Origin of the sequence: Trinickia sp. Y13 (assembly GCF_029522115.1) — a bacterium.
Taxonomy (GTDB): Bacteria; Pseudomonadota; Gammaproteobacteria; order Burkholderiales; family Burkholderiaceae; genus Trinickia.
Window position 1 is genome coordinate 189371 of sequence record NZ_JAKWFK010000009.1, and the last position, 23997, is coordinate 213367.

At 64.7% G+C, this 23997-nt stretch carries 21 protein-coding genes; 12 read left to right on the forward strand and 9 right to left on the reverse strand.

Going from position 1 to position 23997, the window contains the following annotated elements:
- Window positions 1–25 precede the first annotated feature (25 nt).
- Complete coding sequence (locus MMB74_RS17540; RefSeq protein WP_277429928.1) at window positions 26–580, reverse strand: META domain-containing protein; 555 nt, start codon at window positions 578–580, stop codon at window positions 26–28.
- A 188-nt stretch (window positions 581–768) separates the two neighbouring features.
- Between MMB74_RS17540 and purT the strand changes: the two genes are divergently transcribed.
- Window positions 769–1983, forward strand: coding sequence for a formate-dependent phosphoribosylglycinamide formyltransferase (gene purT / locus MMB74_RS17545; RefSeq protein ID WP_277429929.1), 1215 nt, complete (start codon window positions 769–771; stop codon window positions 1981–1983).
- Window positions 1984–2377: 394 nt separating this feature from the next.
- A complete protein-coding gene (locus MMB74_RS17550) occupies window positions 2378–3817 on the forward strand; it encodes a DEAD/DEAH box helicase (RefSeq protein WP_277429930.1) in 1440 nt (479 codons plus the stop codon).
- A gap of 227 nt (window positions 3818–4044) precedes the next feature.
- Here the strand turns inward: MMB74_RS17550 and MMB74_RS17555 are convergent, their stop codons facing one another.
- Window positions 4045–4614, reverse strand: coding sequence for an Lrp/AsnC family transcriptional regulator (locus MMB74_RS17555; RefSeq protein ID WP_277429931.1), 570 nt, complete (start codon window positions 4612–4614; stop codon window positions 4045–4047).
- A gap of 204 nt (window positions 4615–4818) precedes the next feature.
- On the opposite strand from MMB74_RS17555, the gene MMB74_RS17560 reads away from it, so the two are divergent.
- The gene (locus MMB74_RS17560; RefSeq protein ID WP_277429932.1) at window positions 4819–5835 is read left to right on the forward strand and encodes a 1-aminocyclopropane-1-carboxylate deaminase; all 1017 of its coding nucleotides are present in this window, start codon (window positions 4819–4821) and stop codon (window positions 5833–5835) included.
- Here MMB74_RS17560 and gluQRS read toward each other — a convergent pair.
- Together gluQRS and MMB74_RS17570 are read right to left on the reverse strand one after the other, a co-directional pair.
- Window positions 5832–6830, reverse strand: coding sequence for a tRNA glutamyl-Q(34) synthetase GluQRS (gluQRS, locus tag MMB74_RS17565; RefSeq protein ID WP_277429933.1), 999 nt, complete (start codon window positions 6828–6830; stop codon window positions 5832–5834). The two genes, MMB74_RS17560 and gluQRS, sit on opposite strands and share 4 nt — an antisense overlap.
- The gene (locus MMB74_RS17570) at window positions 6794–7657 is read right to left on the reverse strand and encodes a sulfurtransferase (protein WP_277429934.1); all 864 of its coding nucleotides are present in this window, start codon (window positions 7655–7657) and stop codon (window positions 6794–6796) included. The genes gluQRS and MMB74_RS17570 overlap by 37 nt, the downstream gene beginning before the upstream one ends.
- Before the next feature lie 216 nt (window positions 7658–7873).
- Here MMB74_RS17570 and dnaE point away from each other — a divergent pair, with 216 nt between their 5' ends.
- The 3 genes from dnaE (at window position 7874) to MMB74_RS17585 (ending at window position 13792) form a co-directional block, all read left to right on the forward strand.
- Window positions 7874–11404 (forward strand): DNA polymerase III subunit alpha, encoded by a 3531-nt coding sequence (gene dnaE / locus MMB74_RS17575; RefSeq protein WP_277429935.1) that lies wholly within the window; start codon window positions 7874–7876, stop codon window positions 11402–11404.
- Window positions 11405–11418: 14 nt separating this feature from the next.
- On the forward strand, window positions 11419–12414 hold the full coding sequence (locus MMB74_RS17580) for a glycosyltransferase family 9 protein (protein WP_277430036.1): 996 nt from the start codon (window positions 11419–11421) through the stop codon (window positions 12412–12414).
- A gap of 151 nt (window positions 12415–12565) precedes the next feature.
- Window positions 12566–13792: a glycosyltransferase family 9 protein gene (locus MMB74_RS17585; protein ID WP_277429936.1), complete on the forward strand. Its 1227-nt coding sequence runs from the start codon at window positions 12566–12568 to the stop codon at window positions 13790–13792.
- Window positions 13793–13821: 29 nt separating this feature from the next.
- Here the strand turns inward: MMB74_RS17585 and MMB74_RS17590 are convergent, their stop codons facing one another.
- From MMB74_RS17590 to MMB74_RS17600, 3 genes are all read right to left on the reverse strand, one after another.
- Window positions 13822–15123: an O-antigen ligase family protein gene (locus tag MMB74_RS17590; protein ID WP_277430037.1), complete on the reverse strand. Its 1302-nt coding sequence runs from the start codon at window positions 15121–15123 to the stop codon at window positions 13822–13824.
- 101 nt (window positions 15124–15224) lie between these two features.
- Window positions 15225–16073 (reverse strand): glycosyltransferase, encoded by an 849-nt coding sequence (locus tag MMB74_RS17595; RefSeq protein WP_277429937.1) that lies wholly within the window; start codon window positions 16071–16073, stop codon window positions 15225–15227.
- A gap of 95 nt (window positions 16074–16168) precedes the next feature.
- On the reverse strand, window positions 16169–16966 hold the full coding sequence (locus MMB74_RS17600; RefSeq protein ID WP_277429938.1) for a glycosyltransferase family 2 protein: 798 nt from the start codon (window positions 16964–16966) through the stop codon (window positions 16169–16171).
- A 166-nt stretch (window positions 16967–17132) separates the two neighbouring features.
- On the opposite strand from MMB74_RS17600, the gene msbA reads away from it, so the two are divergent.
- Both msbA and MMB74_RS17610 read left to right on the forward strand, forming a co-directional pair.
- The gene (msbA, locus tag MMB74_RS17605) at window positions 17133–18914 is read left to right on the forward strand and encodes a lipid A export permease/ATP-binding protein MsbA (RefSeq protein ID WP_277429939.1); all 1782 of its coding nucleotides are present in this window, start codon (window positions 17133–17135) and stop codon (window positions 18912–18914) included.
- Window positions 18915–18949: 35 nt separating this feature from the next.
- On the forward strand, window positions 18950–19141 hold the full coding sequence (locus tag MMB74_RS17610; RefSeq protein ID WP_277429940.1) for a hypothetical protein: 192 nt from the start codon (window positions 18950–18952) through the stop codon (window positions 19139–19141).
- A gap of 32 nt (window positions 19142–19173) precedes the next feature.
- Here MMB74_RS17610 and MMB74_RS17615 read toward each other — a convergent pair whose 3' ends face one another.
- Together MMB74_RS17615 and MMB74_RS17620 are read right to left on the reverse strand one after the other, a co-directional pair.
- Complete coding sequence (locus tag MMB74_RS17615) at window positions 19174–19485, reverse strand: hypothetical protein (RefSeq protein WP_277429941.1); 312 nt, start codon at window positions 19483–19485, stop codon at window positions 19174–19176.
- Window positions 19486–19502: 17 nt separating this feature from the next.
- A complete protein-coding gene (locus tag MMB74_RS17620; RefSeq protein ID WP_277429942.1) occupies window positions 19503–19661 on the reverse strand; it encodes a hypothetical protein in 159 nt (52 codons plus the stop codon).
- Between the two features lie 218 nt (window positions 19662–19879).
- Between MMB74_RS17620 and MMB74_RS17625 the strand changes: the two genes are divergently transcribed.
- From MMB74_RS17625 to MMB74_RS17640, 4 genes are all read left to right on the forward strand, one after another.
- Complete coding sequence (locus MMB74_RS17625; protein ID WP_277429943.1) at window positions 19880–20155, forward strand: hypothetical protein; 276 nt, start codon at window positions 19880–19882, stop codon at window positions 20153–20155.
- Window positions 20156–20328: 173 nt separating this feature from the next.
- Complete coding sequence (locus tag MMB74_RS17630; protein ID WP_277429944.1) at window positions 20329–20751, forward strand: DUF2946 domain-containing protein; 423 nt, start codon at window positions 20329–20331, stop codon at window positions 20749–20751.
- 80 nt (window positions 20752–20831) lie between these two features.
- Window positions 20832–23171, forward strand: a complete 2340-nt coding sequence (locus MMB74_RS17635) for a TonB-dependent receptor (RefSeq protein ID WP_277429945.1) — start codon at window positions 20832–20834, stop codon at window positions 23169–23171.
- Window positions 23168–23986, forward strand: coding sequence for an energy transducer TonB (locus MMB74_RS17640; RefSeq protein WP_277429946.1), 819 nt, complete (start codon window positions 23168–23170; stop codon window positions 23984–23986). The genes MMB74_RS17635 and MMB74_RS17640 overlap by 4 nt, the downstream gene beginning before the upstream one ends.
- Window positions 23987–23997 lie beyond the last annotated feature (11 nt).

A 23997-nucleotide genomic window follows, 5' to 3' on the forward strand; every position in this document is an offset into this window, starting at 1 on the left:
CTTCGAGGCGGTTGCGCGGCGCGCATCATCGAGTGTCGCGAAGGAAGGTCAGCGTAAGCCCCGTCGTAGCGATGATCCGCATTTCCTGCGGCGGTCGCATTTGCACGAGCGTGGCACCCGTGTGCCCGAGCGCATCGAGGTACGCGCGCTCGATGCGATCGGCCGCGCCGCCGCAGGCTTTGCGCGTCGTCGCGATCTCGTCGAACGTCAATTTCCCGCTCGTGAGCTCGTACGAAGCCGAAAACCGGTTGCAGCCTGCAAAGCCGCTCGCTCGGCGCTGGCCGGAACGCGTGTCGAGCGTGAGCGTAGGCGCCGCCGTTTTATCGGCCGGCACGTCGAACGCCGAGCTGCCATCGCTCGTTTGGGCGCGCTCGAGCACCCAGCTCGTGTCGTCGAGCAACTGCACTGCGGCGGGGTTGAGCGGATTGCTGGGGCCTGCGGCGGAATCGGGATGGGTCGGGATCGCGCAGCCGGCGACGAGCACGCAACCGGCGAGCGTGAGCATCGCCGCAAATGTGCCGACGCACGACGGCAAAGCGCGCTGGGACATCCGCAGCGGCGCGTTGAATGGATTCGACATGGCCCCGAACCTACTGTTTGAACTGGCGAAGGCGTAAGGGTAACGCACTCCCGTTGCGACGCGCGAGTACGCGAGCGCCCGATGCGGTCTGCGGCAGTTGGCCGATGCGGCCCGCGACGCACGCAAAAGGGCCCGGCCGCGCATGGTAGCATCGCCCTCTTTCCTTTCATTCGCATATGGGATACGCCATGCAGATCGGTCAACGGATCGGCACGCCGCTCTCGCCCAGCGCCACGCGCGTGATGCTGCTCGGCGCGGGCGAACTCGGCAAGGAAGTCATCATCGCGCTACAGCGTCTGGGCGTCGAAGTCATCGCGGTGGACCGCTACCCGAACGCCCCCGGCCATCAGGTGGCGCACCGCGCTCACACGATCGACATGTCCGATCCCGAGGCGATCAAAGCGCTCGTGCGAGCGGAGCGGCCGCATCTGATCGTGCCCGAGATCGAGGCGATCGCCACCGACGCGCTGATCGACATCGAGGCGCAAGGGCTGGCCGAAGTCATCCCGACCGCGCGCGCGACCCAATTGACGATGAATCGAGAAGGCATTCGCCGCTTGGCCGCGGAAACGCTGAGCCTGCCGACTTCGCCTTACGCGTTCGCCGATTCACTCGACTCGTTCAAGGCGGCCATCGCGCGCATCGGCTACCCCTGCGTGGTCAAGCCGGTGATGTCGTCCTCGGGCAAGGGCCAGTCCGTCGTGCGCAGCGATGCCGACGTGGAGCCGGCTTGGCAATACGCGACGGTTGGCGCGCGCGTCAATGTGGGCCGTGTCATCGTGGAAGGATTCGTCACGTTCGACTATGAGATCACGCTGCTGACCGTGCGCGCCGTCGACCCCGCCAGCGGGATCGTGCAAACGTCCTTCTGCGAGCCGATCGGCCACCTGCAGGTCGACGGCGATTACGTCGAGTCGTGGCAGCCGCAGCCGATGTCGCCGGCTGCACTTGCGCGCGCCAAGGAGATCGCGGAACGCGTCACGAGCGCGCTCGGCGGCCGGGGCGTCTTCGGCGTGGAACTGTTCGTGCGCGGCGACGAAGTCTGGTTCTCGGAAGTCAGTCCGCGCCCGCACGATACCGGGCTCGTGACGCTGCGCTCTCAGCGTCTCTCGGAATTCGAATTGCATGCACGCGCGATCCTGGGTTTGCCGGTCGATGCTTCTTTGCTCGCGCCGGGCGCCTCGGCCGTCGTCTACGGTGGCCTCGAGCGAGCGGGCATCGCTTTCGAAGGCGTGCGCGAGGCGCTTGCCGTGCCGGGCGCCGATCTGCGCCTGTTCGGCAAGCCCGAGAGTTTCAAGAAGCGGCGCATGGGCGTGGCCGTGGCGACCGGGGCGAACATCGAGCAAGCCCGCGAGCGCGCACGCGCGGCCGCGGCCGCGGTGCGGCCCGTCGCGGCGGATTAAGGCGGTTGCTCGAAGCGGTCGCGCTCGGCGGCCGGCTTTCGGCCGACGGCCGCCAGCAAAGGGTGCCCGCGCCGGGCGCGCCGGTTCGACGGGCGCGCGTCGGCACGATTTTCGTGCGATGTGAAGGGGCGCTGCCCCCCGCCAGGCGTGCCGGTTGAAGGCGGGCACGGCCCGTGCAACCCTGCGGTGCTACAATACCGGCCTTTCCGGCGGTATATCCGTCGGCTGGAGCCGGCCGCGCGCGAAGCGCGGTCCTTGCGGGCGTTCTCGGCGCGAATGCGCGAGACCTGCGGTGGCTCCGCCTTCACGTCGATCATTCTCGAGCGGCTGTGCGGCCGCTGCCGCGCGCTCGAACGACGCAGCGCCTAGCGGCGCACTTTTAGCGAACGCCACCATGTCCGATCCCGCTGTCACGCCTACTCCCGCGACTTTCGACCAGTTCGGTCTCGCCCCCGAGATCCAACGAGCCGTCGCCGAGCAAGGCTACTCCACGCCAACGCCCATCCAAGCCCAAGCGATCCCGGTCGTGCTGTCGGGCCGCGACGTCATGGGCGCCGCGCAAACCGGCACCGGCAAGACGGCGAGTTTCTCGTTGCCCATCATTCAGCGCCTGCTGCCGAGCGCGAGCACCAGCGCGTCGCCGGCCCGCCATCCCGTGCGCGCGCTGATCCTCACGCCCACGCGCGAGCTCGCCGACCAGGTCGCCGCGAACGTTCAGTCGTACGCCAAGCACACGCCGCTGCGCAGCGCCGTCGTGTTCGGCGGCGTCGATATGAATCCGCAGTCGGCCGAATTGCGGCGCGGCGTCGAGATCTTGATCGCGACGCCGGGGCGCTTGCTCGATCACGTGCAACAAAAGACAGCCAACCTTGGCCAAGTGCAGATTCTCGTGCTCGACGAAGCGGACCGCATGCTCGACATGGGCTTTTTGCCCGACCTCCAGCGCATCTTGAATTTGCTGCCGAAGGAGCGGCAAACGTTGCTCTTTTCTGCGACGTTCTCGCCAGAGATCAAGAAGCTCGCGTCCACCTATTTGCGCAACCCGCAGACGATCGAAGTCGCGCGCAGCAACTCGACGGCCACCAACGTGACGCAAATCGTCTACGAGGTGGCAGAGGGCGACAAGACGGGCGCCGTCGTGCAATTGATTCGCGAGCGCGAATTGAAGCAAGTGATCGTCTTTTGCAACAGCAAGATCGGCGCGAGCCGGCTTGCGAAACAGCTCGAGCGCGACGGCGTGATCGCCTCCGCCATTCATGGCGACAAGTCGCAAAACGAGCGGATGCAGGCGCTCGACGCATTCAAGCGCGGCGAGATCGAGGCGCTCGTGGCGACCGACGTGGCCGCGCGCGGTCTCGACATCGTCGAATTGCCGGCCGTCATCAACTTCGATCTTCCGTTCAACGCGGAAGACTACGTTCACCGTATCGGCCGGACCGGCCGGGCCGGTGCGTCGGGCGATGCGCTGTCGCTTTGCAGTCCCAACGAGCGCAAGCAGCTGGCCGAGATCGAGAAGCTCATCAAAAAGCCGCTGCAGGTGCAGCATCTTGCGGTGGACGCGCCCCCGCGCCGCGGCCGCGAAGATCACGGTCGGCGCGAGCGCGACGACCGTGCGGGTCGGCGTCGCGCAGTGGGTCACGAGCGTCCGAGCTATCGCGCGAACCATGCCCCCGTCGACGACTTCTTCTTGAAGCCATATGTGCCGTCCCCGTCGGCGCGCAAGGAAGAGGAAGCGAAGCAAGCCGAGGCCGCGCCCGCCAAAGCGCCGAAGCAGCCCTTGGCGGCGTTGCTCGGCGGGTTCGGGATGCCGCGGCGAAATACTTCGTCGTCCTAAATTATTCGCGTCGAGCGGCCCGATCGATTGCTCCCGCGGTGCGCAAGGCGCCGCGCACGGGGCGCCGAATTCAGAATCCAATGAGGCCGTGCGCGGCATCGCCGCTTCCAGCGGGATAGCACGGCGCCATGAGCGCCGAATCGCCCCGAAGGTTACATTGGCCACCTGCCGTTCGCAATCGTTGCGATCTCGGCGCAGTGTTTAGCGCGGCGAACCCGGCCCTGCCGTCATAGCGGAAACGCCGTCGTCGACATAATCTCCTTGAGCACCATGAACGAGCGTATCTGCCGCACACCGGGCAGATAGAGCAACTGTTCGGCGTGCAGGCGATTGAAGCTTTCGCTATCGCGCGTGCGCACCAGCATGAAGTAATCGAACTCGCCCGTGACGACGTGGCATTCCATGCACCCTGAAACATTGCGCGCAGCTTGCTCGAATGCTGCGAACGCTTCCGGCGTCGAACGATCGAGAACGATGCCGATCACGACGAGCATGCCTGCGCCGACCGCTTTCGGCTCGAGCAGCGCGACGACCCTTCGAATCATCCCCGCCGTCTTCAACCGTTCGACGCGCCGCAGGCAAGCGGGGGCGCTGAGCTTGACCTTTCGTGCGAGCGCGACGTTCGAGAGGGAGGCGTCGTGCTGCAACGCTTTGAGGATGGCGCGATCGATGCGATCGAGTTGAGGGAGCGAGAGCGGTTCGACCCTAGGCGCCCCGCCGCGAGTAGCCGCAGCGGTTTTCGAGCGGGGCGGCGATGTGGTGCGGCGCGTGCCGTCACGCAATTTCGTTGCGCACATGATTTCCTCGAAGAAACGTCATTGAGTCGAAACAGGATCTTACGATGGAAAAATATGTGAACCGTCTATAGTTCGCAAGCTCATTTCGTCCGCGCTTGGCTATCATTTTTCGGTGCGTGGGGCACGCTGTTTTCGCGGCCATGCCGCGTCGGACCACGCTCGACAGCGCCGATCCGCGCCCGCCCGATCAGACTGGAGGCCTCGATGAACCTGCAACGCTTTCCCCGTTATCCGTTGACGTTCGGCCCGACGCCGATCCAGCCGCTCAAGCGATTGAGCGCGCATTTGGGCGGCAAGGTCCAGCTTTATGCGAAGCGCGAAGACTGCAACAGCGGCCTAGCGTTTGGCGGTAACAAGACGCGCAAGCTCGAATACCTCGTGCCCGAGGCCATCGAGCAAGGTTGCGACACGCTCGTGTCGATCGGCGGGATTCAGTCGAATCAGACCCGGCAAGTCGCCGCCGTCGCGGCGCATCTGGGCATGAAGTGCGTGCTCGTGCAAGAGAACTGGGTCAACTACCCCGATGCGCTCTACGATCGCGTCGGCAACATCGAACTGTCGCGCATCCTCGGCGCGGACGTGCGGCTCGTGCCCGATGGCTTCGATATCGGCATTCGCAAAAGCTGGGAGGATGCGCTGGAAAGCGTGCGCGCGGCCGGCGGCAAGCCGTATGCGATTCCCGCGGGCTGCTCCGAGCACCGGCTGGGCGGGTTGGGCTTCGTCGGCTTCGCGCAGGAAGTGCGCGCGCAGGAGGCCGAGCTGGGGTTTCGCTTCGATTACATCGTCGTCTGCTCGGTGACGGGCAGCACGCAAGCGGGCATGATCGTCGGGTTCGCGGACGATGGCCGCGCCGAGCGCGTGATCGGTATCGATGCGTCGGCCAAACCCGAAGCGACGCGTGCGCAGATTGCCCGCATTGCCGAGCATACGGCGGAACTCGTCGGGCTCGGGCGCGCGCTCGAGCCGAGCGAAGTCGTCCTCGACACGCGCTACGGCGGCCCCGAATACGGCTTGCCCAATGAGGGGACGCTCGAAGCGATTCGGTTGTGCGCGCGAACCGAAGGCATGCTGACCGACCCCGTGTACGAGGGCAAGTCGATGCACGGCATGATCGATAAAGTGCGCTGCGGCGAATTCGAGCCGGGCTCGCGCGTGCTGTATGCGCACTTGGGCGGTGCGCCCGCGTTGAGCGCTTACAGCTTCATCTTCCGCGACGGCTAACGGGCGAGCCCCTGCGTACGTTGGCGCCACGCTGCGATGGCATCGGCATAGAACGCATCGAGCGATCGATAGGGCTGGGCGTTGGGCGCGGCGCTGCCGTTCCCGTCGGCGGGAAGGGCAAGGCCCAAATGCCTCGCGGCCGCGACGAGCGCCGGTAGCGGATCGTCGTTAGCCAGTGCACGCGCGCCCGTCTGCTTGCTGAGCTTCTCGCCGTTCGCGTCGACCACGACGGGCACGTGCAGATAAACGGGCGTGGGCACGCCCAGGCAGCGTTGCAAATAAATCTGACGAGCTGTCGAATCGAGCAAGTCTGCGCCGCGCTCGACATGGGTGATGCCTTGCTCGGCATCGTCGACGACGACCGCGAGTTGATATGCCCATTGCCCATCCGCCCGCTTGAGCACGAAATCGCCGACTTCGAGCGCGAGATCTTGTTGCTGCGGACCCTGCCAGCGATCCTCGAACGTGACGATGGCATCCGTGCCCTCAGGCACGCGGATGCGCCAAGCGCGCGCAGTTTTTCCGCGCAGTCCGCGGCGGCAAGTTCCCGGGTAGGCGAGCGTCGTATGTCGCGCGTGCGCGCTCGCCAGCGAATCGGCAATTTCTTTGCGCGTGCAGCCGCATGGGTAGATGAGGCCGGCTTGTTCCAAGCGGGCGAATGCAAGGGCGTAGCGCTCGGTGCGGGCGCTTTGCCAGATGGGCGGCTCATCGCTTTGCATGCCGAAGCGCGCCAGCGTTTCCAAAATGGCGCGGTCGGCCCCGCGCACCGTGCGCGGGCCGTCGATGTCTTCTATGCGAACGAGCCACACGCCGTCATGCGCCCGCGTATCGAGGTAGCTCGCGAGTGCGCCGACGAGCGAGCCCGCGTGAAGCTCGCCGGTGGGCGAAGGCGCGAAGCGGCCCCGGTAGGGCCGCTCCGATCCTGCCGCGCCGCTTGGGGACGGCGTAGCGCGGCCGTTCACGCCGCCTGCGGCGTGTCCTTGTTCGGGTGGCATGCGGGACAGGTCTGGCCGGCCGTATAAAGCGGCGAACGTTGCGCCTCGGGCGTCACGACGGCGCGACAGCCGAAACATTGCACGGTTTCGGTCGGCGCGAGCTGAGGATTGAGCGCGGTGCGATAGTCGAACACGAAGCAGTCGCCGCGGTAATGCGCCCCGCCGACCTCTTCGAAATATTTCAGGATGCCGCCTTCGAGTTGATAGACGTGCTCGATACCGGCCTCCTTCATATGGATGGCGGCTTTCTCGCAGCGAATGCCGCCGGTGCAAAAGGAAACGACGGTTTTGCCCTCGAGCGCCTCGCGATGCGATTCGACGACGCTCGGAAACTCGCTGAACTTCGTGATCCGGTAGTCGATCGCATTGTCGAACGTGCCGACGTCGACTTCGAACGCGTTGCGTGTATCGAGCATGACGACGGGGCGGCCCTCGTCGTCTTCGCCGCGGTCCAGCCAGCGCTTGAGCGTGGGGGCATCCACCGCGGGCGCGCGACCGAGCTCGGGCTTGATCGCCGGCTTCTTCATCGTGATGATCTCGCGCTTGCGCTTGACCAGCATGCGACGAAACGGCTGCGTTTCCGAGAAGCTTTCCTTGAACTGCAGATCGGCGAACTTGCCTTCGAAGAGCGGATCGCCGCGCAGAAACGCGATGAAATCGCGGGCCGCCTCGGGTGTGCCGGCGAGAAACAGGTTGATACCCTCGGGGGCGAGCAAGATGGTGCCGCGTAGCCCGAGCGCCTCGCATCGGTTGGCGAGGCACTCGCGCCAGGTATCGATGGCGTCGATGGAGACGAAGCGGTAGGCGGCGAGATTGACGATGCGCATGATGGTGGTGCAATGATTTGAGCGGCCGCGCCGGCTGGACGATCCCGGCCCAGGGGTGTCGGGACGACCGGCAGAGCGCCAACGAAGCGTTGTCGCGCCAAGCCTCGCGTGGCGCGCCGGGCGGCGAAACCGCCATTATCCCGCAAACCGCCGACGCTCCGTCATTGGCCGTTCGGCCGGGCTGTTTCGGGGGAGGCCGGATGTACAATACGGCCCATGTCAGATCCTCGCTTCGTTCATCTTCGCGTCCACTCCGAATTCTCGATTGCCGACGGCATCGTGCGCCTTGACGACGTCGTCAAGGCCGCCGCCGAGGACGGTCAGGGCGCGCTCGCATTGACCGATCTCGCCAACGCGTTCGGTCTCGTTCGGTTCTACAAGGAAGCGCGCGCGAGCGGCATCAAGCCGATCGCGGGCTGCGACGTCTGGGTCATGAACCCGGACGATCGCGACAAACCTTCGCGCTTGTTGTTGCTCGTCAAAGATCGGCGCGGCTATTTGAATCTTTGCGAGCTGCTGACGAAAGCCTGGCTCACGAACCAGTACCGCGGGCGCGCCGAACTGGACGCCGCGTGGCTCGATTCACCGCTCAGCGAGGGTCTGATCGCATTGTCCGGCGCGCAGCAGGGCGATGTGGGCCTTGCGCTCGCCGCTGGTAACGAGCAGGCCGCCAAGCGGCACGCGCAGCGCTGGTCGGCGCGGTTTCCGAATGCGTTCTATATCGAATTGCAGCGCTACGGGCAGCCGGGCGGCGAGGCATACGTGCAGCAGGCGGTGGCGCTCGCCTCGGCGTTGAAGCTGCCCGTCGTGGCGACGCATCCCGTCCAATTCATGAGCGCCGACGATTACACCGCGCACGAGGCGCGTGTTTGTATTTCCGAGGGCGACATTCTCGCGAATCCACGGCGGCCGAAGCGGTTCACCACCGAGCAGCGGTTTTGCACGCAGGACGAAATGGCGGAGCGCTTCGCCGATATCCCTTCTGCGCTCGCCAATACGGTCGAAATCGCCAAGCGCTGCAATTTGACGCTCGAGCTCGGCAAGCCGAAGCTGCCGCTGTTTCCGACCCCGGACGGCATGTCGCTCGACGATTACCTCGTGCAGTTGTCGAAAGAGGGCCTCGAAAAGCGGCTCGTCGAGCTCTTCCCCGAAGAGTCCGCACGCGCGAGCGAGCGCGAGAAGTACTACCAGCGGCTCGATTTCGAGTGCGGCACGATCGTCAAGATGGGCTTTCCGGGCTACTTCTTGATCGTGGCCGACTTCATCAATTGGGCCAAGAACAACGGCGTGCCGGTCGGGCCGGGCCGCGGCTCGGGCGCGGGCTCGCTCGTCGCTTACGCGCTCGGCATCACCGATTTGGACCCGTTGCGCTACAACCTGCTGTTCGAGCGCTTTCTGAACCCGGAGCGCGTGTCGATGCCCGACTTCGACATCGACTTCTGCCAGGAAGGGCGCGATCGCGTGATTCAGTACGTGAAGGCCAAGTACGGCGCCGATGCGGTTTCGCAGATCGCGACGTTCGGCACCATGGCGGCCAAGGCCGCCGTGCGCGATATCGGCCGCGTGCTCGATCTCGGCTACAACTTCACCGACGGCGTGGCCAAGCTGATCCCGTTCAAACCGGGCAAGCACGTGACGATCGCCGACGCGATGAAGGAAGAGCCGCTGCTGCAAGAGCGCAACGACAACGAAGACGAAGTGCGCCAGTTGCTCGAACTGGCGCAGCGCGTCGAAGGGTTGACGCGCAACGTGGGCATGCACGCGGGCGGCGTGCTGATCGCGCCGGGCAAGCTCACCGATTTTTGTCCGCTCTATACGCAGGGCGACGACGGCGGCGTCGTGAGCCAGTACGACAAGGACGACGTCGAAGCGGTCGGTCTCGTCAAATTCGACTTCTTGGGCCTGACCACGCTCACGATCCTCGATTGGGCCGAACGGTATATTCGCCGGCTCGATCCGGGGAAGGCCGACTGGTCGCTCGCGCAGGTGCCGCTGGACGATCCCGCCTCGTTCTCCATCTTGAAGAAGGCCAACACGGTCGCCGTGTTCCAGCTGGAAAGCCGCGGCATGCAAGGCATGCTCAAGGATGCGCAGCCGGACCGCTTCGAGGACATCATCGCGCTCGTGGCGCTGTACCGCCCGGGCCCGATGGATCTGATCCCCAGCTTCTGCGCGCGTAAGCACGGGCGCGAGATGGTCGAGTTTCCCGATCCGCGCGTCGAGCCCGTCCTGAAAGAGACCTACGGCATCATGGTCTATCAGGAGCAGGTGATGCAGATGGCGCAGATCATCGGCGGCTACTCGCTTGGCGGCGCCGATTTGCTGCGTCGTGCGATGGGTAAGAAAAAGCCCGAGGAGATGGCCAAGCATCGGGAGATCTTCGCCGAGGGCGCGGCCAAGAACGGCCTCACTCGCGAGAAGTCCGACGAAATCTTCGACTTGATGGAGAAGTTCGCCGGTTACGGCTTCAACAAGTCGCACGCGGCCGCGTATGCGCTGCTCGCGTATTACACCGCGTGGCTCAAGGCACACCATCCCGCGGAATTCATGGCGGCCAACATGAGCTTGGCCATGGACGACACGGACAAGGTCAAGGTCCTCTACGACGATTGCAAGGTGAACGGCATTGCGGTGCTGCCGCCCGACATCAATTGCTCCGCCTATCGCTTCGAGCCGGTGGCGCAGGCCGACGGCAAGCGCTCGCGCACGATTCGCTACGGCCTTGGCGCCGTGAAGGGCAGCGGTCAAAACGCGATCGAAGAAATCCTGCGCGCGCGCGAAGAGGCGCCCTTTACCGATCTGTTCGATTTTTGCGCGCGGATCGATCGGCGCATCGTCAACCGGCGCACGGTCGAAGCGCTGATCCGCGCCGGCGCGTTCGATTCGATCCACGCGAACCGCGCGCAGTTGATCGCTTCGGTGCCGCTTGCCATGGAAGCGGCCGAGCAGGCGAGCGCCAATGCAATGCAAGCGGGCTTGTTCGATATGGGGGATGCGCCCTCGCGTGGCCATGAGCTCGTCGACGAGCCCGCTTGGCACGAGAAGCGCAAGCTGCAGGAAGAAAAGACGGCGCTGGGTTTCTATCTGTCGGGGCACTTGTTCGATGCGTACAAGGACGAAGTGCGGCGCTTCGTGCGCATGAAGCTCGGCGATCTGAAGGAAGGACGCGACAAGCTCGTCGCCGGCATCATCGCGTCGTTGCGCACCCAGATGACCCAGCGCGGCAAGATGCTGATCGCCCTGCTCGACGACGGCACGGGCCAATGCGAAGTCACCGTCTTCAACGAACAATACGAGGCCAATAAGGCGCTGTTCAAGGAAGACGAGCTGCTCGTCGTGCAAGGGCAGGCGCGCAACGATGCATTCACGGGCGGCATTCGCTTCACGGTCGATTCCGTGATGGATCTCGAGCGCGCCCGCAGCCGCTACGCGCAGGCGGTGAAGCTGCGCATGAACGGCAATGCCGATGCGGCCGCGCTCAAGCGCGTGCTCGAGGCGCATTGCGCGCCGCGCGAGGCGCCTGCGGAGCCGCCGGCTCCATCGGCCCCGCGTGGCGGGCGCGGCGATGGCGCCCGGCAGCGGCCTGCGGCTGCCCCCAGCGGGCTGGCCGTGCAAATTCAATACAGCAATGCCCGTGCGCAAGGCGAAGTGCGCCTAGGCGAGGGCTGGCGCGTTCGCCCCTCGGACGAGTTGCTGGCGGATTTGCGCGGCGCATTCGCCGCGAGCGCGGTCGAAATCGTCTATTGAGCGCGCCGTTGGAAATGCATCGCATCCTCGTCATCCGCATCGACTTTCTCGGCGACATGGCTTGCACGACCGCGTTCTTGCACGCGCTCAAGCAGCGATGGCCGCAAGCCGAGATCCATGTGCTCGCGAACAAGGTCAACCGTGCCGTGCTCGAGCGCAACCCTGACGTCGCGGCGGTTCATACCTACGTCTATAGCAAGCAGTGCGAACGCAACGATCGGCCGAGGAAGGTCAATGCGTTGCTCGATCGGCTGCGGCTCGTGCTCCGGTTGCGGCGGCTCGCATTCGATCTCGTGATCGTGCCCAACGGGGGGATGCACAAGAACAGCATTCAGTTCGCGCGGCAGTTGCGCGCGAAGGCCTATCGCTGGCACGACGCCGAGACGGAGTTCGACGATCGCAAGGCCGAGCATCTGGCGCACCGGCCTATGCGGCACGAAGCATTGTCCGGGTTCGCGCTGATGCCGGAGCTTGCTCCGGTCGCCCCCGATGCGCTGCGGCTTCGGGTGTATCCCGATACGGCGCTGCAAGCCAAATGGGAGACCGAACTCGCGCCGAAGCGCCGCCCGCGGGTCGGGCTGTTCGTATGCAACAAGGCCGAGCAGCGGCGGTGGGCGACTCAGAAGTGGCATCGGCTGGTGGAGGAGATGGCGGAGCGCGCCGATGTGCTGATCTTCCTCGACCCGTGTGATCCGAATGCCTGCGAGTCATTTGCGCCGGGACTGGCGCGCGTGCTTTCGCCACCCACGGTAGGCGATCTCATCGCTGCGATGACCATGCTCGATCTCGTCATATCCGCGGATAGCGCACCTGTGCACTTCGCATCGGCATTGGGCGTGCCAGTGGTCGCGATGTTCGAGGACCGGCCGGAGAAATACTTGCGATGGTATCCGCTCGGAGTACCACACGTGCTGTTGCGTGCGGGGCCGAAGGTCGATGATATTTCGGTTGCGCAAGTTGCCGCTGCCGCGCGTTCGTTGCTGGATGAACGCGTCGCGGCCTTGCCATAGCGCGAGGGTTGTCGGGAAACGACATGTTTTCGTGCATGGATAGATTGGCGATGCGCATCGTGAGCCCGGCGTCGGATGTCGACGAGCGCTCCGACGTATCGTTGCGGTTAAGCATCTTGCCGAGTCCGCTTTTGGAAGGAGCGCAACGGAAATGACGGAAAACGCCTTGGCGGCGGTTGCCGCGAAGTCGAGTTTGGTCTTGTCGCGCCCCCCGCGGACGATTCTCGTTGCATGCACCCGTCGTATCGGCGACGTGTTGCTGGCAACGCCGCTCGTTCGATCGTTGAAGGCCCGGTGGCCGGAAGCTCAGATCGACATGCTCGTCTTTCGTGGCACCGAGGGCGTGCTCGAGAACAACCCCGACCTGCGCCGCGTGATCGTCATGTCGCAGCGGGCCCGCCTGCGCGAGCGCCTCGCGGACATCGCGCGCATTTGGCGGCGCTACGATCTGGCATGCGCGGCGGTGAGCTCCGACCGGCCGAGGTTCTACAGCTGGTTCGCGGGTAGGCAGCGGGTCGGGCTCGTCGACGACGATCGCGTCACGCGGCTCAAACGGTTCTTGCTCGACGGCATTGCGCTCAACTATCACACGGCGGCGCATACGGTGGAGAGCAGCCTTGAAGTCGCGCGCGTGCTTGGTATCGAGCCAATCGCAGAAGTCGTGCCGCCCGGCATTGGCGAGGACCCGGCGCGCCGGGCCGCGTTCGAGGCGCGCTTTTCCGACGTGGCGGGGCAACCGCTGGCGGTGTTGCATCCTGCACCGATGTTCGCTTACAAGCGCTGGCGCGTGGAGGGCTGGGCCGATCTGGTTCGTTGGCTGCGCGCGCGAGGGTTCGCCGTTGCCATGAGCGGCGGCCCAGCGGCAGCCGAGCGCGAGTACGCGCAGCAGGTCGCGGCTGAGGCTGGCGGAACCCTGCTCAATTTTGTCGGCCAATTTTCGCTAGGCGAGAGCGCCGAATTGTTTAGGCGGGCAAAGATCTTCGTGGGGCCGGATACCGGCGCCACGCATATGGCGGCAGCCACCGGTACGCCCACGGTCGCACTGTTCGGTCCGTCCGATCCCGTGCGCTGGGGGCCGTGGCCGAAAGCGTGGCCTGCGGGCTCGAATCCCTGGCCGCTCGTCGGCTCGGGCCGCCGGGGCAACGTTTATTTGGTGCAAGGCGAAGCGGCCTGCGTGCCTTGCATGCAAGAGGGCTGCGAACGGCACGTGGAAAGTGCGAGCCAATGTCTCGTCACGCTATCGACCGAGCGCGTGATTGGCGCGATGACGCAGATGCTCGCGTTGTCGATGCCAGGGGCATTCGCCGAAGGAGAAGCAGGAGGCACGACTGCGATCGTCGACACCTCGGCCCTTGGCCCTCTCGGTGGCCAGCACTAGCCGGGAGGCGAGCGTGGCCACGTCCTGACTCAACGGGCCGTCGCCTGGCGAGCCATGGGCGACTCGCGCGACGATGCGACGCTGCGCGCACCGCTGCGATACCCGCACCCGAGCAGGATGCCGCTTAGCAGCGCGAACATATGCCCTTCGGCGAAGTCGAGCAACAGCGAGTTTGCGAGGCTGCCGATGGCGAAGGCGGCCAGCCATGCGAGCAGCAATTGGCGCGAGTGGGGCTCGAGTCGCGCGCCGTGGCGGCCCATTTGAACGAGCATGTTCACGAACAGCAGGGCGCCGGGTATGCCCAGTTGGACAGCCATCAGCAGGTACTCGTTGTGCGGGTTCTGCGTGTCGATGCCCTTGGCGCCCGTCTCGTCTTTGGTCAACTTGGCGAATTCGGCACCTAGCCCGCCCGCGCCGTACCCGGCGAGGGGCCTCGCGCGGATCAGTTCAAGACATTTTCCGTACCATTCCAGACGCAAGCCCGTGGACGTTATCGCATCGCTTTGGCGGTACGCCTGAACTTCACCGGCCACTTCCCGGATTCGGCTGCCGTGCATCGTGCAGGCATAGGCGACGAGGCTGATTGTGACGACCAGCAGCGCGGCGGCGCCCAGCGCGGTCCATGCCTTGAGCCGCCGCCGCGCCTGCCAAGCGGCGCGGGCAGCCACGGCAAGCGCGAACAGCACGACGATGACTTGCCCCGTGCGCCCCTGCAACATGATCAGTACGTTCGCCAGTGAGAGTGCGGCGATGCCAGCGTAGATCAAGCGTGCGCGCGTACCCGGCGCCGCGAGCGCTAGGTCTGCGGCTTGATAGAACAGCAACGCGCCGAAGAGTCCGTTCGCGATCCGATTCCTGAACACCAGCGCGTGTGCGACCGGGTCCGACGCAATGTACGAAGGCCCAATATGCGTAAGACCGAGATAATTGGTCGTCGACAGCACGAGCGTCGTACTGAGCGTCGCGAACAGCGCCCAGCGGACGATGCCATCCCATTCCGAATCGGCGAAGGCGAGGATGGCAAAGGGCACGAGCAGAAGCTTGAGGTATTTGCCCATCCATGACCAAGCTTCGTGCAGGCCTGCGGTGCTATAAAACGTGCTGCCTGCCAACGCGGCGAAAAGCACCAGCGTCGCCATTGCCGCGCCGTGACGCCGTAACGACGGCAACTTGCGCCAGAATTCGGGCGTGCTCAGCAGTAGCAACGCGAAAAGGCCGCAGGCGATGTTCGTCAGCGCCGTCGATATCGGCACACAACAGAGCGCGGTGACCGCGCAGACGCGTGCAGCGGAAAGTCGGTACGACGGGCGCGGCGCCGCGGGCGCCCTCAAAACTTGATGCAACTCGGTCCCCTTAATGCAGATGGCGGGCGCCCGGGCGAGAGCGGCCCGCGAGTCAAAGCTGACGGGCTGCGAAGCTGCAGCCTCACCTTTTAGCCTAGCGAGAGCGCGCGTTTGAGTCGCGATCGGATCAAAGCGCGTTTCAATTTGCCGCGGACGGCGGGCGTCTCCAATTCGATCCGCCCTGTTGCCGGTTGCCCGCGGCGCAGATAGTAGCGATCGAACGTCGATTGCGTCATGCCCCATTTGTTCAGAAATTGCCGGCGGCCATCGTTCTTGACCACCTTGCCCGTGGATTTCTGCTGAAAGTGGTAGATGAGGCTATCGCCCACGCCGAGGAACGTACGGCAGCCGGCGTCCCAGAGCTTCATGGAGAAATCGTTGTCGCTGCTCATCCCGGGGGAGAGCTCGCTGCTGTAACCACCAATCTTGTTCCACCAATCGCGATGCACGAGCGTGGGCGGCCAAGTGGCGCCCAGCCAGTCGCCGCGCACGAGCCGCGGCGCAGCGGCCAGCAGCGCTTCGGCGCGAAATGTGTCGGCATCGCGTCCAGCGTCATGCACGACGACGCATGGATTGCGCGTATCGACCGGCTCGATCATCGTGCCCGACAGCAGGAAGAGATCGGAGGGCATCTTCTCGATATGCCGGACGAGCGCTGTGTCCCAGCCTGGGCAGACGTACATGTCGTCGTTCATGTAGACGACGTAATCGTGTCGCGCGCGGGCGGCGGCGAGATTGACCGCATGACAGATGCCGATGTTGGCAGGCGAAGCGGTGTGCTCGATGCCCTCGCTGCGCACCCATTGCAGCGACCCGTCTGTGCCGTCGTTGATATGCACGATCACCTGATGCTCGTATTGCGAGTGGCGACGCAGGCTGTCGACCACGAGCTTCAGGTAAGGCAGGTTATTCCAGGTGGGGATAATGATGGAAAACATCGACCGGAGGTTGCTGACTTCGGAAAGGGGACGCGGCCCATGCGCGCCGTGGCGCGGCGGGAAAACGCGCCGATATTACCACTAGCCATGCTGCGTTACGGACTGTGTGCCGAGCGGTCATGGGCGTGACCCAGCTTCAGAAAGCGGTAGTAGACCGTTTCCGCATTGAAAAGCGCGATCATGAATCCGGCTTGTCCGTCCAAAACGCCGCCGCGCAACACGTACGTTCGCACGAACGCCCAGGCGCCGCGCCCGAGTGCGCGGGCAAACCCGCCGCGCTTGCCCGCAGCGAGGCGCTGACGCGCACCGGCGCTCGAATACGCGTCCATCTTGCGCAGCACGGCCTCGAAATCGTCGTAGGAGTAATGGAGCAGGCGGCCGGCGAGCTTTCCGACGCGGCCCTCGAAGACCAGCCGCTCATGGACCAGGTCGTCCGAGAAGCGCGCCGCGCCGCGTTTGAACAGGCGCGGCACCCAGTCCGGGTACCAACCGCTGTGCCGCACCCAGCGCCCGCAAAAATTCGATAGGCGATCGAGCGCATAGACGCTTGCGACGGGCGAGTCCAGCGCCTGTCGAATGGATGCGGCGAGTTCGGGCGTCACGACTTCGTCGGTGTCGATCGACAGGATCCAGTCGGTGTCGAGCGCGGCGACCGCCCGATTTTTTTGAGGGCCGAAGCCGGGCCAATCGGGGGCGACGATGATGCGGGCCCCATGCGCGCGCGCGAGGGAAGCCGTCGCGTCGGTACTGCCGCCGTCGACGACGACGATCTCGTCGGCAAAGCTCAGTGCGTCCAGACACTGAGCGATTCTCGCTTGCGCGTTCAATGCGATGATCGCGACTCCCAGCGAGGGGCGCTGTGCGCTAACGGGGGCTGTCGGCGGCGAAGTCACGGCAGGCGAGCTCGGGTGTCGGGAAAGGCGCCAGTATACCGGCCGGCGCCGGGCGCCCCGCGCTCGAGCCTCGCCGAGCGGCCTTATAATGTGTCGCTTTTGGTCGCAGGCCTTGCTCTGGCGCGCACCACCGCGCGATACCCGCGCGCAACCCTGAAGGAATAGATTGGAAAACCGAGCCACTTTGAGAAAATCGGTCGGCGGCGCGCAAACGTCGACGGCGGCCGTGATGCGCCGGTTGTGGCCTTATTTGAAACCCCTCGTTTGGGTCATGGTGCTCGCCGTGGCCGCGATGGGGCTGTCGGCCGCCACCGACGCTGGCATCCCCGCGCTCTTGAAGCCGCTGCTCGATCGCGGCTTCGGTGCGAATGCGAGCCAGCAGGCGAAGTGGTATGTCCCGCTCGCCGTCATCGGTCTAGCGATCGTGCGCGGCGTGTCGCAATACGCGTCGCAATATTTGCTGTCGTACGTCTCGAACCGCATCTTGCTGCAACTGCGGCTCGATATGTTCCAGCGCATGATTCACACGAGCGCTTCGTTCTTTCAGCGCGAGACGGCCAGCACGGTCATCAATGCGATCGTCTTCGAGGTCAATCAAATCCTGAGCGTCTTGACGAGCGTGATGGTGACGCTCGTGCGCGACTCGCTTTCGGTCGTCTTCTTGCTCGGCTATCTGTTTTATTTGAACTGGCGCTTGACGCTCATCGTCGCGCTGATCCTGCCCGGGATCGGTTGGCTCGTGAGCAAGATCAACCGGCGGCTGCGGCGGCTCGGCCGAGAGCAGCAAACGCTCACGAACGAGCTCGCGTACATTGTCGAGGAGACAGTTGCGGGCTACAAGGTCGTCAAGGTTCACAACGGCGAATCGTACGAGATGGGCCGCTTCGCCGCGATGAGCCAGCGCTTGCGCGGCTACGCCATGCGCATGACGGTGGCCGGCGGCCTGGCGCAGCCGCTTACCCAAATTCTCGCTTCGTTCGCGCTCGCCATCGTCATCACGGTCGCCGTGGTGCAGTCGGCGCACAACCAGACGACCGTCGGCGGTTTTGTCGCCTTCGTCACGTCGATGCTACTCGTGATTTCGCCGCTCAAGCATTTGATCGACGTGAATCAACCGCTGCAACGGGGGATGACGGCCGCGGAATTGATCTTCGGCCTCATCGATGAACCCCTCGAGCCGGCAGGGGGCACGCGGCGGCTCGAACACGCGCGTGGCGAAATCGAATTTCGCGACGTGACGTTCAGTTACGGCGCCCCCGATCGTCCGACGCTCGACCGCGTGTCGTTTACGGCCGCGCCAGGCGAGATGATTGCGCTCGCGGGTCCCTCGGGTAGCGGCAAGACCACGCTCGTCAATCTGCTTCCGCGGTTTTTCGCGCCGGCGAGCGGGCAGATTCTCGTCGACGGCGTGCCGATCCACGAATACGACCTCCACGACTTGCGCAGCCACATCGCGATGGTGAGTCAGGACGTCGTGTTGTTCAACGACACGATCGCGGCCAATGTCGCCTACGGCGGCGCGCCCGATCGCGCGCGGGTGCACGCGGCCCTCGCGGCGGCGAACTTGTGGGACACGGTCGAAGCGATGCCCGAAGGCATGGACACGCTCGTGGGAGGCAACGGCATGCGGCTGTCGGGCGGACAGCGGCAGCGTCTCGCCATTGCGCGCGCGCTCTATAAGGACGCCCCGATCTTGATTCTCGACGAAGCCACGTCGGCGCTCGATTCGGAATCGGAACGCCACGTGCAAGCGGCGCTCGAGACGCTGATGAAAGGACGCACGACGCTCGTGATTGCGCATCGGCTTTCGACCATCGAGCGCGCCGATCGCATCCTCGTCATGGAGGCCGGCCACATCGTGGAGCAGGGCAGCCACGATGCATTGCTGCAGCAAAACGGGCTCTACGCGCATTTGCATCGAATCCAGTATCAGCAGCAGGCGGCGTAGCGCTAGCGGCGTGCCCGCCCGCAATGCACGTTGGCATGCATCCGCATCATGTGAATGCGGCGCGCGTGCAGGCCTACGTGGCGGCCGTGCGCGACCATGGTCAGACATTTGTTTCGCCGACCTGCTACGCCGGATCATGGGGCATGCGCGCTGCGTTCTCGAACTGGCGCACCGGCGAGGAAGACGTCGAGCGCGCGTTCGCGTCCTTGGTCGTCGCGCTCGACTGACCCGGCCGCAGGGCCGGTTGCGCGAGACGACGCTATACGCCGCTCGTTACGAGGGACAGTACCGACAAGTCCGGATGCGTCCCGTCGACGATCGTGCGTCCCACATGCATTCCTTCATCGACCGCGGCCTCGGCGCTCGGAAAGCTGACATCGCCGTCTGCATGAAAGGGCACGGTGTGGCCCGGCAATTTCGGATCCGCACCCGGATGGCAGACGTACCCCACGTAGGTGTAAGCGCAGGCCTGCGGCGGCGCTTGGCCCTCATGATCTTGCCCTTGCGGCGCGACATGAATCTCAAAGCCCTCGTACTGCGTCATCTGCCAGAGGGCGTCTGTTTCCGACATGTTGTTCTCCCTGCGCGTCAATGGCGATGCCTGAGCCTATCCCACAGGCGCGTGTTGTCCATTCTGTGCAGCCATCGCGCTTTTTGATGCTCGCGGTGATAGTGCGACGCGACGATGATCGCGACGGCGATCAAGAGAATGACGCCGACGACACTGTCTCCTATCGATTGAGCCATGACGCTCTCCTTGCAAATGAGCTATTACAAAAATTCTAGGAGATTTCACCGAGAACGCGCGGACGGCGCGTGCCGCTGAGCGATGGCGCGTCATTTGCCCGAGCTTCGCGCGCCGCTTCATCCCACATTACGGCCCTCATTACAGCTTTTACGCGCTGACACAAATCGCCCTCGAACGCACGCGCTCGGCGCCGATCTAAGGGGCAAGGAGGAGAATCATGAAGAAGTCGTTCGTTGTTCTAACTTATGCCGTAGCAGCCGTGGCTTTGAGCGGTGCCTTGACGGGATGTGTCGTCGCGCCGGCGACGCCCGCCTACGGCTATGACTACGGTTACGCGCCGGGCTACTACGCGTATCCGGCCTACCCGGCTTACGCGGAGCCCTCTGTCGGAATCGGCATCGGGTTCGGCGGGGGGGGCGGCTGGCATCGCGACCACGATTGGCATGGTGGCCGCGGCGGGCGTGGGGGCCACGGCTGGCGCGATGGCCACTGACGGTGCAGGCAGGCAAGGGCGGCTCTGGGAGGCCGCCTTTTTTCATATGACGATCGGAGGATAAGCGCGACGCCGAATTGACCGAGAGCAAGCGTCAAACGGCCTCACCCCCATGAACTGTCATCGGCACTAGCCCAATGCTAGACTTTGACAAGTTATTTGTGGTGTGACAAATGCATCTTTTTTCACATAGGCGGTTGACTGCATGGCTTGGCTTGTTTGCCATGTGGCTCGTCCTTTCCGCGCCTATCGTGAGCCAGGTGTTGGCACACCAGCAGCGTCACGCGCACGCTCACGCGCTGTCGCACCACATGCAGGATCGCTCGACCGAGCAGGCTTGCGCCGAACTGCAACTCGGTGCGCAGTCGGGCGACCTGACCGATCGCGGCGATCATCTCGAGAAGACGCCCGCAACGAGCGCATGCGGCTATTGCGACCTCCTCGCCACCCACGCCGCGTTGCCTGCGCTCGCGCCCGCAGCGCCTGCTGCGGTCGTCCTCGTCGCGTTCGCGGCATTTCTTGCACCCACCGAACGCGCGATACCGCTCGGCGCATTCCCGAGCGGGCGTGCCCGCGAGCCCCCCGTCTTTTCCTGATCCATCGATTCCGGCCGCATGACTAGACGTGCCTTGCAAGGCGCGTGCGGCCGCTCGTCCATCGATTCCAGGAATTCATCATGCTCGACTTTGCATGGCAAAGCGCGTGCGCTCGCGCGCGCAAGTGTGCGCGGCAGGCAGCAGTGGGGATATTGCCGCTCTCGTTCTTTTCATCCGCTGCGTTTGCCGAGCCCGCGGCCGACCCCATCACGCTGCCGGCGGTCACGGTCAGCGCAAGCGGCGAGGCGCACGCGGGCGCGCCGCCGGCCGTCGATCCGGACACGCCCGCCACGGTGGAAAGCGTCTCGCGCGAACAGTTCGAGAACTGGAACGTCGTCAACACGGAAGACGTTCTCAAATACATGCCGAACTTCGCGGTGCGCAAGCGCTACATCGGCGACCCGAATTCGATCGTCGCCGTGCGCGGCACGAGCAACGTGCAAAGCGCGCGCGCGCTCGTGTATGCCGACGGCTTGCTGCTGAGCAACCTGCTCGGCAACAGCTATTCGTTTGCGCCTCGCTGGTCGATGGTGTTCCCCGATGAAATCGCGCAGGTCGACGTCCTGTACGGCGCCTTCAGCGCGCTCTATCCGGGCAACTCCCTCGGTGCGACCGTTGCGATCACGACACGCATGCCGACGCGCTTCGAAGCCGATGCGGACGTGAAAGCGTTCACGCAGCACTTCAGCTTGTACGGCGTGAACGAAAGCTTCAATGGCACTGAGGCAAGTGCAACGATCGGGGATCGCATCGGCAAATTCTCGTACTTGCTGGGCGTCAACCATCTGAAGAACACGAGCCAGCCGCTGCAGTTCGCCACGTTGGCCCAATCGACGAAGCCTGCCAACGCGGGCGACACGCCCGTGACGGGCGCTTACTTCTACAACAACCAAAACGGCGCGCCCACGGCTGTCATCGGTGTCAACGGCGAAGGGATTCAGCATTCCGTCCAGGATCAATTCAAGCTGAAGACGCAATACGAATTCACCCCGTGGCTGCAAGGCGGCTTTACGCTCGGCTATTGGCATCGCAAGTACGACAACGCAACCTCGACGTTTCTCGTCGACGCGAACGGCAACCCCGTCTACAGCGGCAAAGTAGTGATCGGCGGCGCCGAGTACACGATTCCTGCCGCGGCGTTCGCGCCGAGCAGCGGATGGAGCGAGAATTGGCTTTATGGCGTTTCGCTCGCCACACGCAACGCGACGGGCTGGAACGGCGAAGCGATCGCTTCGTATTACGACGTCACGAACAGCGTGGCGCGCACGGCCAATGCCGGTGGACCGGGCAACGGCGCGGGCGCGATCACCTACGGCGACGGCACGGGATGGAAGACGCTCGATCTGAAGGCCACCTATACGCCGCTCTCGCCGAAGGCCGGCATCGCGAACCATCGTCTGGCATTCGGATATCACTACGACAACTACTTCGTGGAGAACCGGACCTACGATACCGTCGCTTGGCGCGACGGCGGCGCGGGCGCGTTCAACAACGCCTTTGCGGGCAAGACCGAAACCCAGGCGCTCTACGCACAAGACGCGTGGCGATTCCTGCCGCGGTTCAAATTCGTCTACGGGTTGCGTTACGAGGACTGGCATGCCTACGGCGGCTATCAGGCGCTCCGGGGCGCGGCGCTGCCCTACGCCGACGCGCGGGAGCGCCATGTTTCACCTAAGTTTTCGCTCTCGTTCGACGTGGCGCAGGACCTCACGCTGCGTGCATCGATCGGCCGCGCTTATCGCTTTGCGACGGTCGGCGAACTCTTCCAAGGACAGATCAACGGATCGTCGATCGTCAACAACAATCCGAATTTGCAACCCGAAGACGATCTGGTCAAGGAACTGACGGCCGAGTGGGCGCATTGGGGCGGACTCGTGCGTCTCTCGTTGTTCCAGGACGACGTCAAAAATTCGATCTTCAGCCAGACCGATACGACGGTCATCCCCAACGTCACCAACTATCAGAACATCGGCAAGGTGCGTTCGCGCGGCATCGAATCGAGCTATCAAGGCGAGGACGTGCTGGTGCGCGGGCTCGATCTGCTCGCGAGTGTGGCTTACACGCAATCGAAGATCATCGCCAATGCGCAAAACCCTGCGTCGGTCGGGAAGTATTTCTATCGCGTCCCATTGTGGCGCATCGATTTGGCGACGACCTATCACCTAGGGGCGCGCTCGGCCGTGATGTTGGCGGCCCGATACTCGGGGCGGCAATACAACACGCTCACCAACACGGATTCGAATCCGAATGTGTATGGCGGAACGAGCACCTACGTCGTCGCCGATGCCAAATACACATTCCGCCCGACCAAGGCGAGCGAGCTGGGCGTGGGCATCGACAATATCTTCGACGCGCGCTATTTCGTTTATCACCCGTATCCCGGCCGCACGTTCTACCTCGAAGCGAAGCTCAAGATATGACTGCGCCAACCAGAACCTTGGACGGCGCGGCGCGCGGCTCGCTCGACGCACGCCCTTGTGCTGCAGAGCGCTCGCGCCTGCGGCATCCGCTTGCCGCGCTGTTGCTCGTCGTGGCCGCGCATGTGGGCGCCGTGCTGGCGTTGCTTGCGGCAGCGCCCGCGCAGCGGCAGGCCGATAGGGCGCAGCCGGCGCACATTCTAGCCGCCGAACTGATTGCGCGCGCGTTGCCCATCGACCCCGCGCCGGCGCCCGTCGACGCCGCGCCGACGCACCCCAGCAAAGCGCGTGCGCGCCCGGCAACGCCGCACGAGAGCGCGACGCATCCCATGCCGACGCGCACGCCGCCTGCGTCGCAAACGCCGTCGCCCGCGATCACGCCCCGCCCCGGGCCGGCCCTAGATCCGGCTCCGGCCCCGGCCGCGCCGCGAGGACGCATCGACGATTCGTCGGTGCCGGCCGTTACCGATACAACCGAAGGCGCCGCTGCTTCGACGAGTAAAAAAAGCGCCGAGGCGGGTGGCGCCTTAGCCTCGGTGCCCAAGTCGGTCGCGCATCTCGCGTGCGCGATCGCCAAGCCTGCGTATCCGGCGCTCTCGCGCCGCATGCGGGAGACGGGCACGGTGCTGATCGAACTCGTCGTTGCGGCGACGGGACGCGTGGAATCGACCCGCATCGCCGAGACGAGCGGTCATGAACGTTTGGACGAAGCGGCCCGCGAAGCGGTGGCCGCGAGCACATGCTCGCCGTATCTGGAAAGCGGCGTTGCCTTTCGCGTGGCGGCCAAAGTGCCCGTCACGTTCAACCTCAACGATTAGAGATGTGAGCC